At 49.2% G+C, this 17,291-nt stretch carries 14 protein-coding genes and 1 tRNA gene; 9 read left to right on the top strand and 6 right to left on the bottom strand.

Going from position 1 to position 17,291, the window contains the following annotated elements; genetic code table 11:
* Positions 1-14 precede the first annotated feature (14 nt).
* From D889_RS0109960 to D889_RS0109945, 4 genes are read left to right on the top strand one after another with little or no spacing between them, the layout of a single operon-like run.
* Positions 15-773, top strand: coding sequence for an electron transfer flavoprotein subunit beta/FixA family protein (locus tag D889_RS0109960; protein ID WP_010632017.1), 759 nt, complete (start codon positions 15-17; stop codon positions 771-773).
* Between the two features lie 57 nt (positions 774-830).
* Entirely contained in the window at positions 831-1,802 is a 972-nt protein-coding gene (locus D889_RS0109955) for an electron transfer flavoprotein subunit alpha/FixB family protein (RefSeq protein ID WP_010632016.1), read from the top strand.
* A gap of 22 nt (positions 1,803-1,824) precedes the next feature.
* Positions 1,825-4,044: a heterodisulfide reductase-related iron-sulfur binding cluster gene (locus tag D889_RS0109950; RefSeq protein WP_010632015.1), complete on the top strand. Its 2,220-nt coding sequence runs from the start codon at positions 1,825-1,827 to the stop codon at positions 4,042-4,044.
* 58 nt (positions 4,045-4,102) lie between these two features.
* Positions 4,103-5,872 (top strand): acyl-CoA dehydrogenase family protein, encoded by a 1,770-nt coding sequence (locus tag D889_RS0109945; protein ID WP_010632014.1) that lies wholly within the window; start codon positions 4,103-4,105, stop codon positions 5,870-5,872.
* 267 nt (positions 5,873-6,139) lie between these two features.
* On the opposite strand, the gene D889_RS0109940 is transcribed toward D889_RS0109945, so the two are convergent.
* A tRNA-Pro gene (locus D889_RS0109940) sits at positions 6,140-6,213 on the bottom strand.
* Between the two features lie 589 nt (positions 6,214-6,802).
* Between D889_RS0109940 and D889_RS0109930 the strand changes: the two genes are divergently transcribed.
* Both D889_RS0109930 and D889_RS0109925 read left to right on the top strand, forming a co-directional pair.
* Entirely contained in the window at positions 6,803-7,702 is a 900-nt protein-coding gene (locus D889_RS0109930) for an ABC transporter ATP-binding protein (RefSeq protein WP_010632013.1), read from the top strand.
* Entirely contained in the window at positions 7,695-8,936 is a 1,242-nt protein-coding gene (locus tag D889_RS0109925; RefSeq protein WP_018962317.1) for an ABC transporter permease, read from the top strand. Before D889_RS0109930 ends, D889_RS0109925 begins: the two co-directional genes overlap by 8 nt.
* A gap of 141 nt (positions 8,937-9,077) precedes the next feature.
* Here D889_RS0109925 and D889_RS0109920 read toward each other — a convergent pair whose 3' ends face one another.
* Positions 9,078-10,073: an oxidoreductase gene (locus D889_RS0109920; RefSeq protein ID WP_010632011.1), complete on the bottom strand. Its 996-nt coding sequence runs from the start codon at positions 10,071-10,073 to the stop codon at positions 9,078-9,080.
* A 323-nt stretch (positions 10,074-10,396) separates the two neighbouring features.
* On the opposite strand from D889_RS0109920, the gene D889_RS0109915 reads away from it, so the two are divergent.
* Complete coding sequence (locus tag D889_RS0109915) at positions 10,397-11,635, top strand: LysM peptidoglycan-binding domain-containing protein (protein WP_010632010.1); 1,239 nt, start codon at positions 10,397-10,399, stop codon at positions 11,633-11,635.
* A 167-nt stretch (positions 11,636-11,802) separates the two neighbouring features.
* Positions 11,803-11,988 (top strand): aldo/keto reductase, encoded by a 186-nt coding sequence (locus tag D889_RS0109910; RefSeq protein WP_018962316.1) that lies wholly within the window; start codon positions 11,803-11,805, stop codon positions 11,986-11,988.
* Positions 11,989-12,070: 82 nt separating this feature from the next.
* On the opposite strand, the gene D889_RS0109905 is transcribed toward D889_RS0109910, so the two are convergent.
* From D889_RS0109905 to D889_RS0109895, 3 genes are all read right to left on the bottom strand, one after another.
* On the bottom strand, positions 12,071-12,949 hold the full coding sequence (locus tag D889_RS0109905) for a helix-turn-helix domain-containing protein (protein ID WP_010632008.1): 879 nt from the start codon (positions 12,947-12,949) through the stop codon (positions 12,071-12,073).
* A 658-nt stretch (positions 12,950-13,607) separates the two neighbouring features.
* On the bottom strand, positions 13,608-15,155 hold the full coding sequence (locus D889_RS0109900; protein WP_010632006.1) for a solute symporter family protein: 1,548 nt from the start codon (positions 15,153-15,155) through the stop codon (positions 13,608-13,610).
* Positions 15,156-15,512 carry a DUF485 domain-containing protein gene (locus D889_RS0109895; protein ID WP_010632005.1) on the bottom strand — a complete coding sequence of 119 codons (357 nt, stop codon included), beginning with the start codon at positions 15,510-15,512 and terminating at the stop codon, positions 15,156-15,158. It lies immediately after the preceding gene.
* 266 nt (positions 15,513-15,778) lie between these two features.
* Here D889_RS0109895 and D889_RS0109890 point away from each other — a divergent pair, with 266 nt between their 5' ends.
* Positions 15,779-16,177 carry a DUF4064 domain-containing protein gene (locus D889_RS0109890; protein ID WP_010632004.1) on the top strand — a complete coding sequence of 133 codons (399 nt, stop codon included), beginning with the start codon at positions 15,779-15,781 and terminating at the stop codon, positions 16,175-16,177.
* A gap of 280 nt (positions 16,178-16,457) precedes the next feature.
* Here the strand turns inward: D889_RS0109890 and yidA are convergent, their stop codons facing one another.
* The gene (gene yidA / locus D889_RS0109880; RefSeq protein WP_010632003.1) at positions 16,458-17,270 is read right to left on the bottom strand and encodes a sugar-phosphatase; all 813 of its coding nucleotides are present in this window, start codon (positions 17,268-17,270) and stop codon (positions 16,458-16,460) included.
* Positions 17,271-17,291: the final 21 nt, after the last annotated feature.

The raw sequence follows: 17,291 nt of genomic DNA, 5'->3' as shown, positions 1-17,291 counted from the left end.
AGGTGGCCTTTTGCATGAATCTATTAGTCTGTATCAGACAGACACTGGATACTGAGGAAAAGATTGTGATTGAAAATGGAAAAGTCAGTCATGCTGACGCTAAATTTATCATTAATCCTTATGATGAATACGCCATCGAAGAGGCGCTTCGGCTGCGCGAAGCGGAAGGGGGCACGGTGACTGTGGTCACCGCAGGGCCGGAACAGGCGGAAAGTGCGCTGCGCACGGCACTCGCCATGGGTGCCGACAAGGCGGTCAGGATCAATACGTCTGCAGCAGATGCGCGTGCGATTGCTGCTTTACTCGCTGCCATTGCGAAGAAAGAAACATATGATCTGATTCTCGGAGGAAATTTTGATGTCGACACCGGTGCCGGACAGGTACCGATACGGCTTGCAGAAGAGCTTGACATGCCCCATATCGGTCCAGTAACCAACCTGAAAGTGCAAAACGGAAGGATCCGGGCGGAGAGGGATGCTGAAGGTGCGACAGAAGTTGTCACCTGTGCCCTTCCCGCTCTGATTACGGCGCAACAGGGGCTTAATGAGCCCCGGTATCCTTCTCTGCCGGGAATCATGAAAGCCAAAAGAAAACCCATTGCGGAATTTAACGGCGATGAACTGGTTTCAGCAGAACTACTGGCGGATACAGCACAGGTCGTCGCGCTGTTTGCACCGCAGCCGAAGGAACCCGGAAGAATTCTTCAAGGCGAACTGGATGATCAGGTAGAGGAACTGGCCTCCATTCTGCGGATAAAATGCGGACTCTCCTGAATCATTATAAAAGTAGCAGGTGTTTAAATGACGGATTCCTTGGAAAGGGGTGTACCAATGAGTGAAAAAGTCCTTGTATTTACCGAACAGAAGGACGGAGTGTTGAGAAATGTCTCATTTGAGTGTCTGACCGCAGCCCGGAGGATCGCATCGGGCGGCAAAGTGGCAGCGGTTATTTTTGGTGCCGGTGAAGACGGACAGGTGAAGAAACTGGCCAGCTTCGGCGCTGATCAAGTCTACGTGCTGGCTGATGATCAGCTGGCACACTATACGCCGGATGCTTATAAGCAGGCGATGCTGCAAGTCGTTGAACATTTCGCACCGGATGCGATTTTACTGGGGCACACGGGCACCGGTAAGGATATCGCGCCGCGGGTCGCTCAGCGCCTGAATATCGGGTTGATCTCCGATTGTACGGCGATTGACGTGGAGAAGGACACGGTTTTGCTAACACGCCCGGTCTATGCGGGCAAAGCTTTTGAACAAAAAATGTTTTACGGTTCCCGCCAGTTTATCACCTTGCGCCCGAACAACATCCGGACGAAAGAAGATCCCCGGTCCGGTCAGATCATTCCGTTCCCTGTGGCGATCCGGGACGTACGGACAGTTGTCAAGGAAGTCGTCCGCAGGGCTGCTTCAGGAATCGATCTGACTGAAGCGAAAGTCGTTGTTTCCGGGGGTCGCGGGGTGCAAAATGCCGAGGGATTCAAGCCGCTTCAGGAACTCGCCGACGTACTCGGCGGAGCGGTCGGCGCTTCACGCGCTGCCTGTGATGCCGGGTATTGCGATTACGCGCTGCAGATCGGCCAGACCGGTAAAGTAGTTACGCCGGACCTGTACATTGCCTGCGGTATTTCCGGCGCCATCCAGCATCTTGCCGGAATGAGCCAGTCTAAAATCATCGTCGCGATTAACAAAGACCCGGAAGCGCCGATCTTTCAGATTGCTGATTATGGCGTGGTCGGCGATCTGTTTGACGTCGTGCCGAAACTTACAGCAGAATTCAAAAACGTCATTTCCGGGAAATAACAGGGAACAGGAGGTGTCCGCCATGTGGCAGCTGCTCAACTTTCTTCTTTTTCTCCTGGTGACTGCCGCTTTTCTCTTAATGACTGTGACGGTTATCTTTCGCCGCTATCATAATATTAAGCTGGGAAAACCGGTACAATTCGCGAAGGAGACCAGGAAACGGATCAACGCGGTGCTCCTGAAGGTTTTCGGACAGAAGAAGCTTTTGAAAGACCGAAAGAGCGGTCTGATGCATGTTGTCATGTTCTACGGTTTTATTATTCTGCAATTCGGGGCACTCGATATTATTTTTAAAGGACTGACCGGACACCATCTGCCGTATCCTGCCTATCCGTTTTTCCAGTTATCTCAGGAACTCACTGCCTTACTGGTCCTGATTGCCGCCGGCTATGCCTTTTACCGGCGCTATATTGAAAAACTGAAACGACTCAAACGGGGATGGAAACCGAGCCTGGTTATTATTTTTCTGACGTCCCTGATGTTTGCCGTTCTGTTCACACTTGGGTTCGACCGGCTTCGGACAGGGGAACCGGGATCACTGCTCGCTCCGGCGTCGTCATTGATCGGTGCGTTATTCCCCGGCATGACGGCAACGGCAGCGACGGGACTTTATTATTTTGCCTGGTGGGCGCACCTGCTGATCCTGCTGTCGTTTGCCCTGTATATTCCCCAATCAAAGCATTTTCATCTGATTACAGCTCCGGTCAATGTCTTTTTAGGCCGGACCGGTCCGCCCGGGAAACTGCAGCCGGTGGATCTTGAAGATGAACAGGCAGAATCATTCGGTGCGGGTAGGATCGAAGATTTCACGCAGAAACAGCTGCTCGATCTGTATGCCTGCGTCGAGTGCGGCCGCTGCACGTCAATGTGCCCGGCAGCAGCGACCGGCAAAGTCCTTTCACCGATGCATCTGATTACAAAAATGCGGGATCATCTGACAGAAAAAGGTGCGGCAGTCACCTCACGCTCACCATGGCTGCCACCGTTTAAGGAGGAGAACGGCATCCATGCGATGCAGATGACTTCCTGCCCGGAAGGAACATGGATCGACAGCCGCGTGACCGGCGAGACGGCAGCGACCGGATTCACTCCCCCGGATCAGCCGCTCTCGGCAGGGGCAACCGTTCTTCCTGGTTCGGCCCGGCCTATTACCGACATCGCACCCACGATCGCCTGGCATCAGCGCTACTGGCAGAAAGATGAGGAAAAGAAGATGGATACTGTTGGGCTGATCGGGGACGTGATCACGGAAGATGAGATCTGGGCTTGCACCACCTGCCGGAACTGTGAAGACCAGTGTCCGGTTGATAATGAACATGTGGATAAGCTCCTCGACCTGCGACGCTACCTGGTACTGATGGAAGGAAAGGTACCGCAGGAGGCGCAGCGGGCGATGCAGAACATTGAGCGTCAAGGTAATCCATGGGGGATGAGCCGTAACGACCGGACGAAATGGATGGACGGTCTCGGCGGTCTCAAAGTCCCGACGGTTAAAGAAAATCCGGATTTCGAGTATCTTTTCTTCGTCGGGAGTATGGGGTCTTATGATAATCGGACGATCAAAGTGACCCGTGCATTTGTCCGGCTGCTGAACAAAGCCGGCGTGAATTTTGCCATTCTCGGCAATGAGGAGAAAAACTCCGGGGACACGCCGCGCAGGATGGGAAATGAATTTCTGTTTCAGGAACTGTGCCGGGAAAACATTGCAACTTTTGAAAAGTATCACGTCCGGAAGATCGTCACGGCCTGTCCACATACATTCAATGCATTGAAAAACGAGTACCCGGACTTTGGCTTGAAGGCGGAGGTCGTTCACCATACACAACTGCTCGATCAGCTGATCCGTGAGGGAAAACTAGTTCCTGAGTATCCGATTAATGCGCGCATTACGTATCATGATTCCTGCTATCTCGGCCGCTACAACGGGGTTTATGATCCCCCGCGCAGTGTGCTGAAGGCTATCCAGGGTGTCGCACTCGTCGAAATGAAGCGTTCCCGGGAAAAAGCGATGTGCTGCGGCGCCGGCGGCGGAAGAATGTGGATGGAAGAGAAGGCCGGCAAACGTGTTAACATCGCCCGGACGGAACAGGCGCTCGAAGTTCATCCGGGGATTATCTCCAGTGCCTGTCCTTACTGCCTTACCATGCTGTCCGACGGAACAAAGATGAAGGGCGTCGACGATCACGTCCTTACGAAAGACGTTGCCGAGATTCTTGCCGAATCTGTATTTGGTCCGGAATAAACTACAGTTCGCCGCGAATGAATGAACATATTTTCGCTTCTTAAAGGAGAGGATTACGGTGGCATTGAAAAGCGGGAAGACCGGCGGTGGCCGTTTTCTGATTGATTCTATTGAAAAGGAAACGATGGTTACCCCGGAAGACTTCACAGCAGAACAATTGATGTTTGCGGAAACGACCAAAAATTTTATTGAAAAGTCGGTAGTTCCGCATGATCAGGAAATTGAGCAGCTTAATTATGAATTGACGGTGAAACTGCTTCAGGAAGCGGGCGAGCTCGGCCTGCTCGGTGCAGATGTCCCCGAACCGTTCGGTGGCCTGGGCCTTGATAAGGTGAGTGCTGCGCTGATTACTGAGTCGCTGGCCGAAGGATCCTCCTTTTGTCTGTCAGCTTCGGTTCACACAGGGATCGGAACGCTGCCGATTGTCTTCTTCGGCAACAAGCGCCAGAAGGAAAAATATCTCCCTGATCTGGCCGCAGGAAGGAAGATTGCCGCCTATTGCCTGACTGAACCCTCGTCAGGTTCCGATGCGCTGAGTGCGAGAACGACGGCCCGCTTGTCGGATGACGGGAACTATTATCTGCTCAACGGCCGGAAACAATTTATCACGAATGCCGGGTTTGCAGATCTTTTCATTGTTTACGCCCGGATCGAAGGAAAAGATTTCAGTGCGTTCATTGTCGAAAAAACAATGGATGGGGTCAGCCTGGGTCCTGAAGAGAAAAAGATGGGGATTAAGGGATCGTCCACACGTGCAGTGATTTTAGACGATGTCAAAGTACCCGTGGACAATTTGCTTGGTGAACGAGGCAAAGGGCATATTATCGCTTTTAACATTCTTAACATCGGCCGCTTTAAACTTGGGATGACCGGGCTTGGCGCTGCGAAAGAGGCGATCAAACTCGCCACCAGGTTCGCCGTTGAGCGGATTCAGTTCGGCAGGCCGGTTGCCTCTTTTCCATTGATTCAGAAAAAACTGGCGGAAATGAATACAAAAACTTATGCCCTCGAAAGCATTGTCTATCGAACCGCGGGACTGATCGATGCCTCGCTTAAGGATGTGGATCATATGAGTCCGGAAGCCGGATGTCAGTCGGCGGAGGGGATCGCTGAGTATGCCATGGAGTGCTCGATCAATAAAGTGTTCGGATCCGAAACCTTAAGTGCTGTAGCAGATGAAGGCGTGCAGATTCACGGGGGGTACGGATATACACAGGACTACAAAATTGAGCGGATCTACCGCGATTCACGTATTAACCGGATCTTTGAAGGGACAAATGAAATCAACCGTCTGGTCATTGTCGGCACACTGTTGAAGAAAGCTGCGAAAGGCGAACTGCCGCTTTTCGAGAAAATCGAGACACTTGCGCCTGAGCGTACAAAATCCCCGGCAGCGGATTCTCTGGAAGGAGAAGCTGATCTTGTCTCCCGGGCGAAGAAACTGTTGCTGATTGCGCTTGGTGAGGCGGAGAAGAAATACGGCAGGGATCTGCAGAAGGAGCAGCAGGTGGCCGGGCATCTCAGCGACATCATTATTCAGATCTATACAATGGACAGTGTTCTGCTGCGCACGCTGAAACGTCGGGACAGAATAGGGAGCGAGAAAGCTGAAAACAGCCTCGACATGGCCCGGCTGTTTATTCAGAAAAGTTTTGAAACTGTTGGATCGCTTGCCAGAGAAGTTCTGGCAGAAGTCGTGGATCTCGGGGCCGGGCAAAATCTCTTTGCCACTGCAGAAAAATTAGCGAAAGCGTTCCCGGCTAATGTGATGCAGATGAAAACAAAAATCGCCGGACGTGTTATTGAGGCCGGCGGCTATACCGTTTAATAAATCTGTAATTAAAACACTGCCGTGAGGAAACAGGAAAAACAAATTTTTAAAAGGCCCTTCCCTGATGAGAAAGGTCTTTTAGTTTTTACGAAATCATTGAAAACTAAGTTGAATTTTTCCGGTTGGCGATCCGAATAAAAAACTCCCGGTAATGTACCGGAAGTACTCACTGAGAAACTGTAAAAACCATTTGACCTGATTCGTTGCAGAGGGCAACCCATTTTTCTGAATGAGCCCTTGAAAATCCCTCAACAGCGGGCTTTATCGGAAAGACAGGATTTGAACCTGCGACCACATGGCCCCCAGCCATGTGCTCTACCAAGCTGAGCTACTTTCCGCCTGGATACTAACGCAATCATTTGATGAACCCCATCGGCTTTTTTATTGTAATGCGCTCAGGCAATGCAGTCAAGGGAGGAGTTGCCAGCGGAGAAAACTGGGCAATTTCTGTTCTAATTCTGTATTATCTACAATCATTCCCCAATGTTTGTTTGAAATAATTACGATATCAGTACGTATTACATATCGTGTGATCCGGTCAACCATTTTAGCTTTCTGATTTTTGATTTCACTTTTAGCTAGGAAATATAAAAAATGATACCTATCAGGGCACTGACTGAATTCAAAATAATATCATCAATATCCGTGCTGCGATTCATACCTATGGAAAATAGACGGTAAGATACATTGTACAATTTCTCAGCAACTCTGCCTGAATCAGTTTATCGGTCTTTGCAGTCGGCTTTTCGGTCTTGAAAGTGCTGTTTTCGGTCTTCGCAACCGGTTTTTCGGTCTTCACGTGTTTCGGTGCAGTGCGGCACCCTCCACATTCAATAAAATGGTACGAGACTATGTTAACATAAGGATAATGTGGAAGTGATCTGGCAAGGATCAGGCACATTTAGAAATCACGAAAAGAGGGGAACTATGACACTGAGAGTGAACCATCTCAGCAAACGTTTTCAAACATTTGTTGCCGTGAATGATCTGAATTTTGAGGCTGAGGAGGGAAAAATATTCGGTCTGATCGGCCAAAACGGTGCCGGTAAAACGACAACGTTCCGGATGATCCTGAATCTGCTTGCCCCGTCGGGAGGAACGATCAGCTGGAATGGCAAAGCAGTTCATACGCTGAACAGGGATATGATTGGCTATCTGCCTGAAGAGCGGGGCCTGTATCCGAAAATGCCGGTGGAAGAACAGCTGATTTTCTTCGGACGACTGCGGGGGAAAGCTAAATTGGACATGAAAAAGAAAGCGGAATACTGGCTTGACCGTTTTGATCTTGCTGATAAGAAGCAGGCGCTGACGGAAACACTGTCAAAAGGAAATCAGCAAAAGGTTCAGCTGATCGTCAGCCTGATCCATCAGCCGTCTCTGCTGATTCTCGATGAGCCCTTCAGCGGACTCGATCCGGTAAACGCGGCGCTTTTAAAAGATGCCATCATCGATTTGAAAAATCAGGGAGCGACGATCATTTTCTCCAGCCATCGGATGGATCATGTCGAGGAACTCTGTGACCACCTCTGTCTGATGAAGCGTGGTGAATCACTGTTCAGCGGGCCACTGCATGATCTTAAGGCACAGTTCGGCAAGGTGAATCTGACCATACGCGGGCCATTTGAGAAAGAAGAATTGTCGGTGATGCCGGGGGTTGTTTCAGTGACGCGAGAGAAAGACATGTTCCGGCTGTTATTATCTGATGAAGAACAGGCCAGGAACATTTTTGACCAGGTGACCGAAAGAGGATTTATCGAGCGGTTCAGCCTCGACTATCTGTCGCTTGAAGAGATCTTCAAGAGAAAGGTAGGGGAAGCACTTGTCTAAATTCATGATCCTTTTTTCACAGTCCTATTTCAGCAAACTGAAAGCCAAATCCTTTCTGATTACCACCGCAATCGTTCTGCTGGCTGTTTTTACGGCTTTTATGTGGCCGACAATCAGCAGCTGGTTTTCGTCAAAAAGTCAGGCGATCAACATTTCTGTTGTGGATCAGACACGGGCACATGCCGGCGAACTGCTCAAAGGTGACAGCAGGATCAAATTCAATTCCTTCAACGGCAGCCTGCAGCAGGCCGATCAGGCTGTGACAGCTAAAAAAGCAGATGGTACGCTATTGCTGGCACTTGACGGCAGCGGGCGCATGACCGCACAGATTCGGACAGATACACCGCTGCAGCTGAATGATCAGCAGGCACTCAGTCAATATGTTCAGACCGCCAATCAGCTGTTTACGATCCAACAGATGAAACTGACGCCGGAACAGGCCCAGCGTATTCTGACCACCAAGATTAATCTCGATCAGAAGACGATTGACCATCAGGCTAATGGAAAGTCGGCCGAGGTGAAAACGACAGCGACATTTATTTCCTACGCGGTCGCCTTCTTTATCTACCTGTTTGTCATTTCCTATCTGTCGATGATCTCTTCGGAAGTCGCGGCGGAAAAAGATTCACGGATTATGGAAATTATTATTTCAAGTTCGTCGCCGGTGATTCATCTGCTTTCACGCGTCGCAGGCATTCTGATGCTCGCTTTTACCCAGATTTTCCTTATCCTCGGAGCGGTTTGCCTCATGGCTGCCGGCTTCTATGGAGGTAAGTACTGGCATCTGGCCGGCACCGCTTTATCGAGTGTTTCTGCATCCTATATTTTCTATGCGCTGCTGTTCTTCATTCTCGCCTGCATTCTGTATACACTGATCGGCGCGGTGCTTGGCTCGCTGGTGAACAAAGTGCAGGATGTCGGTCAGGCGATCATGCCGGTCACGTTCGTGTTAATGATCGGGTTCTTCATCGCCATCAGCGGCATGGCGAATCCGGATACGCTGCTGATTAAGATCTTTTCCTTCATTCCGTTTACCGCATCGATGATCATGCCGATGCGCATCGGCGCGACCGATATGGGACTGTGGCAGGCTGCCGCATCCTTGCTTTTGCTGGCAGGGACGATCATCTGGCTGTTCCTGTTCAGTCTGCGTTTCTATAAGGGTTCGGTTCTGACCTATACCTCAGGTTCCCTCTTCAAAAAAATGAAGCAGGCCAGGTCCCTGTCAAAATAAGCTGCCGTATCTTTAAACAATCACAGGCTGTCTCACGGATCATTCTTCCGATCCTGAGACAGCCTGCTTTTTCTGCTTATTTCGGAGAAGTGATTTGACTTGCAGTATGGTACCGCCTGAGCGATGAAGCTGTCCCGACTTTCAGCATAGTTTCACGAGCGTCCGGCCCAAATGTTTTCCCTTGATAATGTCCGTCAGCTGATCCGGAAGTTCGCGCAACGTGATTTCTTTGCTGATGAGGCCGGATTGATCACTGATGTTCAGATCATTCGTCAGCCGATGCCAGATTTTCAGTCGCAGACTCATCGGACAATACACGGAATCGATTCCGACAAGACTGACGCCGCGAAGGATAAATGGAAAAATTGTGGCGGGTACGTGATTGCCGCCGGCATTGCCGCAGGCGGCGACGGAGCCGTGCTGCTTGATCTGGCTGAGTACGACGGCCAGTGCGCTGCCGCCGACCGTGTCAACGGCCGCGGCCCATTGCTGATGGGCAAGCGGCCTGATTGCACCATCGTTCACCTTGAAGCGGGGAATAATTTCTTCTGTACCAAGCTGTTTTAAATAGTCTTTTGCCGCGGCTTTGCCGCTTTCGGCGACGACACGATAGCCGCGCTTTGACAGCATGGCAATGGCCAGACTCCCAACGCCGCCAGTAGCGCCGGTGACGAGCACTTTACCCTGTGAAGGCGTCAACCCGCTGTCTTCCAGACGCTGAATGGCAAGCGCTGCTGTGAAACCGGCCGTTCCATAGAACATCGACTGTTTAAAGGTCATGGCTTTCGGCAGCGGAACGAGCCAGTCCCCCGGCATCCGGACATATTCACTGTATCCGCCGAAGTGAGTGACACCGATGTCATAACCGGTCGCAATGACGCTGTCTCCTGTATGGAAACGCGGATCCCGTGAGGAAACGACTTCTCCCGCCAGATCGATTCCGGGAATGAAGGGATAAGTTCTGATAATCTTTCCATCAGGAGTGCCGGCCAGACCGTCTTTATAGTTGATATCTGAATAACGGACACGGATCAAGACATCATCATCAGGAAGCTTATCGACTGTATATCGATTGAGTCGGACCGAAAACTGCTTCCCCTTTTTATCTACAGTCAGCGCCTGAAAAGAATTTTCCATCGGCCACAGATCCTTTCGTCATGATTAATTTTGGAAAACGATTACATGACTATCATAATCGGACTCAGTTAATGAGACAAGCGAATATCGTGAAGTGTTTTATTTTAATGTAAAAAATTTCTTGCAATGAAAATTTATTAATTTGATGACGGATACTGTATCGAATATTAAATTTCTGTCATCAAGTCGTATTCTCACTGTTAATTACGTGTAACCGCTGTGAAAGATAAAGCGCCTACTATTAATAGTGTTGGTCGAGAACGACCGGGGATACATAGTTGTGTATCGTCATTGAACCAAGAAATTAACTGGGGGAATACAACATGAAAAAGAGTATTATTTCAGCCGCGTTAATTGGCGGCCTGGTCGTTGCAGGAAGCGGAACCGGATTCGCCCAGCAGGCAAAAGCTGCAACATCATCAAGCGTCGTGAATCTGGCACAAAATGGCATTGGTCAGAAATACGTCTGGGGAGCGAACGATTGCTCCGGTTTTACCAAAAAAGTGTTCGGACAGCTCGGTATCAATTTACCGCATAGTTCCGCAGCACAAGCGAGTTATGGGGCCCCGGTCAGCCAGGCCAACCTGCAGCCCGGAGATCTGGTCTTCTTCAACACATCAGGTGCCGGAATTTCACATGTCGGCATTTATGTCGGCAATAATCGGATGATTAGCGCCGAAAATGAAAACACCGGTGTTCGTGCAACGCAAATCTTTAATGGCGGCGCCTCCAGTTACTGGGCACCGAAATATGTGACAGCCCGCCGGGTAGTTTCCAGCCAGCAGGCGCCGCAGCAGACAGCGAAGAAAGCAGCTGCTCCAAAGTCCGCTTCGACTAAAGCTGCTATTTCCTATCATCCGGCTGCTTCGATAAAGTCGGCAGCAACACCCTCTGCGCAAAATGCATCAACCTATAAAATTCAGAGCGGAGACACGCTTTCGGAGATCAGTCTGAAAGTCAATGTTTCTGTAGCCAATCTGAAAGCGATCAACGGATTGTCCTCTGATCAGATCAATGCCGGTCAGGTACTGAAATTGAAAGGCCAGGCGGTACAGACAGCAAAAACGCAGCCTGCGGCAACTGCAGCCAAGAGTACGGCAGCAACCGTTAAGACAGCATCTTCTCAGGCAAAACCGGCGACTTCTCAAGCCGCAACAAAAGCAACAACGGAAGCAGCATCCAAAACCACAACAGCTAAAACAACCACTCAGGCTAAAACCACTGCTGCGCAGACCGCTTCACGCAGTGTTGCCAAGGCGGCACATGGGACCTATGTGGTTAATGCCGGTGATTCTCTCTGGGCAATTTCCAGAGATAACGGGATCAGTGTGGCACAGATTAAGACAGCCAATCATCTGAATTCGGACACCATCTACGCCGGACAGAAACTGACGGTGGCACAACCGGCAAAAGTTTCCAAAAAATATTCAATTAAAAAGGGCGACACTCTATGGGATATTGCGGTAGCTCACCATACCACCGTATTCAAGTTGGTTGAAGCAAATCATATTCAGTCAACCCTGATTTTCCCGAACCAGCAGCTGGTCATCCCGGAAAAGTAACAACTGAAGTGCATATCTGCAAATCGTGGTATATCCCCAAAGGATTTTCCGTCGCTCTAGCGGAGAATCCTTTTTGCGTCTTTGCTTTTTTCCTGAAGTCGGTTTTCCGGACAGTCCGCGGAGCAGCTATAATAATGGAAGAAACTAAGGAATCGGGTGGCGAGTGAATGATGCAGTATCATTACCTGGGCAATACCGGACTGAGCGTGTCGAACTTATCGCTGGGAACGATGGCGTTTGGCCGCTGGATCGATGAACAGGAATCAGACAGAATTATCGATCTGGCGCCGGATAGCGGGATCAATGTCACCGACGCGGTTTCTGCAGCGACTGGGTCTGGGACAAAGAACTGATGGACGAAGTAAACAGCATTTAAGTGAATTTTTACTTGAGCGCTCAAACAGGGCGATCAGTCTGAGCGATCAAACGTCGGGATCACAATTCGATTCCGGCGTTTGTCGTCTGTCGCACTTCTTCCCTGATCGACGCGGTTAACTGCGTCTGGTCGAGCGCCGAGCTGATCTGCAGGGCCTTTCTGACCGCAGCTTTACCGGCGCCGATCTTGCCCATATTGATTAATGCGATGCCCTTTCTGACATAGCCGACGGCGATGATTTCATATCTTTTCTCCGCAATGCATTCGGCAATGCCTTCCTGCGCGTATTCGTAAGCCTCCGCGTACTTCTTATTCTTTATAAGAAGAATAGTAAGATTGATTAAATAGGCTGCCTTTAATTCACTAATTTTATTAAGTGAAGAAAGGCGGTCTATTTCACGTACGGCGCGTTTGACAATCGCGATCCCTGTTTCTAATGGAAAGAAGAAAAAGATGTTGTTGATCAGCTTTAATTCGATTGAATACCAGTTATCCAGTTGTGACAGCCGATGCCAGACTTTTTCGGCCAGCGGGTAGGCAAGCGACAAATCCATTGTTTCTTGAATGAGGAGGAGTGCTCTGCAAACTGAACGAATGTCGTCGACAATGCTGTCGGAATGCTGGTCAAGATATACATCACATTTGGAAATGATCTGATTCAGCCCTTTTGTTTCCATATTGGTTGAAATATGAGAGAGATCAAAGATGATTTCATCTTTTCGATCCAGAGCATAAACGTTTTTAATATATTTAAATTCATCGTATGTAAGATCCAGCCGTTCCAGGATATGCATAAATTTACCTACTGTCGGCTGCATTTTTCCTGCTTCGATTTTTGCATAAGTTGTCCGCGACATTTCGCCTTCAGAGATATACTGCTGCGTGTATCGCTTTGACTGTCTTATTTTTTTCAGCACTTCACCCAATTCATATTCCATAGGACCATTCTCCTAAGTATGTGAGTATATTCTACATATTAAAAAGATCATGTCGAATCATGATATCATTCATTATATCAGAAGGAGGTGAAAGCCGTGTTCAGTGCATATGTCATCTGGATTGTTTTTATAGGCATAGCCTTCTGATGATTGAGTTGTTGTTGCTGGTATTCATGTTGTTGCTAGTACTCCCCACTAGGATAGCATATTTTATTTCAGCTGCATTTACAGCCTTCCGGTTGGTTCCCGATCGGGCATCGAAGAACAGCACCATTGCAAGGGCAACCGGCAGAATTGAGAGGGTATCGTCCTCTGAATAAGGAGACGTTTACCACTCTCAATTATTTTTAATCATAACAGTTTAATTTTACCAATACTGTTATAATATATCATTTTTATTAGATATATCTGACAAATTGAACGGGATTTACTAACAGTTTGCAATTCAGTCAGATTTATCTTTTATTTGGGACATCCAGCTATTTATGCCCGGCTTTGTTTCAGGCTCGCTGACCGGTCCGTACAAGCCGCTGAACAAGACCAGACTGGTGACACTCGGAAACTGACGCGCAGCATCCTTTAACAGAATTGATATGTACTGAAAACAAAAAAATCCGACGCTGATTCGAGCACCGGATTTTTTTTGCAAAAACCAGTTTTAACTTTTTGCTGGATTTTCAATACCGATTCCCGTATTCGCCTTCACTAAAATCTCGGCAAATTTCTCTTCATCAATGTTTCTGCCGGAGACCACTGTGCCGATGATTGCGCCCAGAAAACCAAGCGGTATGGAGATGATACCCGGATTGGTCAGATGAATGAGCGGGTTGCCGATAAATATCGCCGTTCCATCCGGTGACCACACATTAGGCCCGACAGCAACAAGAATCAAGGCGCTCAATAATCCGACAAGCATGCCTGTGACTGCCCCAGCCATATTAAAACGTTTCCAAAATATTGTGAATAAAATGATCGGCAGGTTACTGCTCGCGGCAACCGCGAAAGCCAGCGAGACCAGGAAAGCCACATTCATTTTTTGGGCAAAAAGGGCAAGCAGGATCGACAGAACGGAGACGCCGATCGCTGCCCAGCGAGCGGCCGAAACCTGCTCTTTTTCCGATGCTTTCCCGCGCCGGAGAATATGGCTGTAAAAGTCGTGGGCGAATGCTGATGCAGCCGAAAGGACAAGACCGGCGACAACAGCCAGAATTGTTGCGAAGGCGACGGCTGAGACAAAAGCAAACAGGAAGTCGCCGCCGAGCGCCTGGGCGAGCAGCGGTGCGGCCATGTTACCCGCTTCATTAGCAGCAATAATGCGATCGTGTCCGACAAACGCAGCAGCTCCGAAACCGAGGAATACCGTCAGTATATAGAAAATACCAATGATCCATGTGGCGTAAACAACCGATTTCCGGGCTGTGATCGCATCTTTCACCGTAAAGAAACGTGTCAGAATGTGGGGCAGACCGGCTGTTCCGAGCACAAGTGCCAGATTCAGCGAGATCATATCAAGCGGGTTGGTAAACTTATTTCCCGGATTTAAAAAACTGGCGCCGAGCGGCGTTGCCGTCTTGACTTCGGTAAACATACGGGAGATATTAAATCCGAATTTGGCGAAGACGATAAATGAAATGATGAAGGTGCCGACCATCAGGAGAATGGCTTTGACGATCTGGACCCAGCTGGTTGCCATCATTCCTCCGAATACGACATAGATGGTCATCAGCACACCGACAATCAGCACAGAATAGACATAGTCAAGACCGATCAGTAAATGAATCAATGCACCGGCACCAACGAGCTGCGCGATCATATAGAAAATCGAGATGGTGATCGTATTCAGTGCGGCAACGCCGCGTACTTTTCTTGATTTGAACCGGGCGGCGATCATATCGGCGAGCGTATATTTTCCAAGGTTGCGGAGCGGCTCCGCGACAAGGAAGAGGACAACCAGATAGGCCACCAGGAAACCGATACTGTAGAAGAACCCGTCAAAACCTGAAAGCGCTATCATACCGGCGATGCCTAAAAATGACGCAGCCGACATATAGTCTCCGGCAATAGCCACACCGTTTTGCCAGCCGGTCAGACTTGCATCTGCCGTATAAAAATCGCTCGTTGTCTTTGTTCGTTTTGCCGCCAGATAGGTAATGAGCAGTGTCAGACCGACGATCATCAGGAAAAGCGTGAAGGCAAGTCCGTTCATTTACTGATCCCCCTTTAATTCGGTCACTTCTTTCTGAATGGTCTTGATCAGCCGGTCAAAACCGGCGGCACGTCGTGTATACAGAATACAAAGGGTCCAGGTCATTACGAACTGTGCGAAAGCAAAAATCCAGGCCCAGTTGATGGAGGCGAAGGCAGGGTGATTCAGCACATGCGTATAGGCCGTCAGCACAGGCAGTGTGAAATAGAAGACCAGAAAGAACAGGGAGAAGGGCAGAATGAAGTTCCGTTTCTTGCGCAGTAACTGGCTGAAAGCCGGAGTCTCAACCACTTTTGTGTAGTTGATCGAGGTATCCGCAAATTTTGTTTCTGCTGAAGCAAATTTGCTCTCAGTCATCGTAAAACCTCCTCGATGAAAATGTTATGGAATTGTCAAATACGTCAGGCATTTCATTATATTGAGCTCGGGACGATAACATGCGCAATCGATGGTATAGAAGAAGACAGCGACCGCGTGCAGTGGAAAATGACAGCCAAATGTAATGAATCGAAGAAGTGGTGTTTTTATTCTTCAGTTGAAGGTATATAGTTAATATTAGCTCTTTTTAATTGCCATTGCGGATTATCTGAGTAAGCCGTTTGCACGGCAGGGGGTGACAATCATTGAAAAGAACGGGTGAGAAGGCGCTTGCGATTATTGGAGCTGTGCTGAATATCCTGGCGATGATCTCGGGCATCAGGATCTTGCTGATTGATTCAGACGCGCTGAGAGTACAGCTGATGGCTGCGGAAACAGGCAAGAAACTGACAGACCTGGAAATCGGCCAGGTGATCCAGTTTGTGCACTTTATCGGCGGGGCGCTGGTCACACTATCGGTTATCGGTATTTTGCTGGCCATTGCCGGCTTAATCCTTCTCTTTTTGAAAAGGCTGCCGCTGCTGTCCGGCTGGCTGCTTATTATTGCTGGTATTGTCAGTCTTCCGGAGATTTTCCCGGGAGTGCTCTATCTGATCGCCGGAATCATGAACCTTGTGCGCAAAGCACCTGCCGCTGAAAATTAACCGTTCGCGTTTACCCAGTTATGTGGGGGCATGAATTGTCCGGATCGGCACGCTGTTCCGAATACCGAAAAAATTAATTTGAAAATGAACATACCCGGCCTTCAGCTCTATGTCGTCGTCCTCGCCGAACGGCTTGTCCGAGGAGGCTCACAGATCGCCCGCGGAAAGTGAGCACCTGCTGCGGAAAGGAACAAGAGAAGCAGGACAAACAAATAGCAGAGGGGGTGGAAGTGTGTATTCCATCCCCTCTGTTTCGCTATAGATGCAGGTTGCGCCTGTATTACTGATTCAGCACAAATTTTTTGACGGCGTAGGCCACACCGTCCTCAGCATTTGTCTTGGTCACGAACTGTGCGATGTCTTTCACCTCGGGAATCGCATTGCCCATCGCAACGCCGAGCCCGGCCAGACGAATCATCGCCAGATCGTTTTCCTGATCGCCGCATGTCATCATCTCGTCAGGCTTGATGTTCAGGTAGGCACCGAGCGCCTGCAGTCCCTTGCCCTTATCAACTTCTTTATTCATGATCTCAAACAGGATCGGCCGTGATTTTAGCAACGAATATTTTTTTGAATAACTTTCCGGGATCTTTTGGATCGCCGAGTCCAGATAATCCTGATCGGTACAATAAACGACTTTATTGATTTTTAGATCACCCGGAAGCCGGTCGATGGTTGCCCCAATAAAGGGAAGAGAATTCATCACCGTTCCATAAAGTGACGGTCTCCCTTCAGGCGGGAGGGGACAGTAGACATAGTTGCGGTCGATGAAATTCATCGGTACGCTGAGCTTCCGGCTGAGTGCGTAGAGGTTCTGAATGTCACGGCGGGTCAGAATCTTCTCCGACAGCACTTCACCGGAGTCCGTTTTCTGTACCAGTCCGCCATTATACGTGATGGCGTAATTTCCATGTTCATTTAATCCGAGAAAATCAAGATAAGTTTTAATCCCGGCAATCGGACGCCCGGAACAGAGGACGATTTTAACGCCTTTTTCCTGAGCCTGAATCAGGACTTTCCGTGTTGCGGCACTGATTCTCTTTTCGTTATTGAGTAGTGTTCCGTCAAGATCAAGTGCAATTAATCGGATCAAGGTTGAACCTCCCTGCCTTTT

The sequence above is a fragment of the Sporolactobacillus vineae DSM 21990 = SL153 genome, from assembly GCF_000377985.1.
Taxonomy (GTDB): domain Bacteria; phylum Bacillota; class Bacilli; order Bacillales; family Sporolactobacillaceae; genus Sporolactobacillus; species Sporolactobacillus vineae.
The sequence above is the reverse complement of the archived record's forward strand: the minus strand, read 5'-3'. Positions and strand labels throughout refer to the sequence as shown.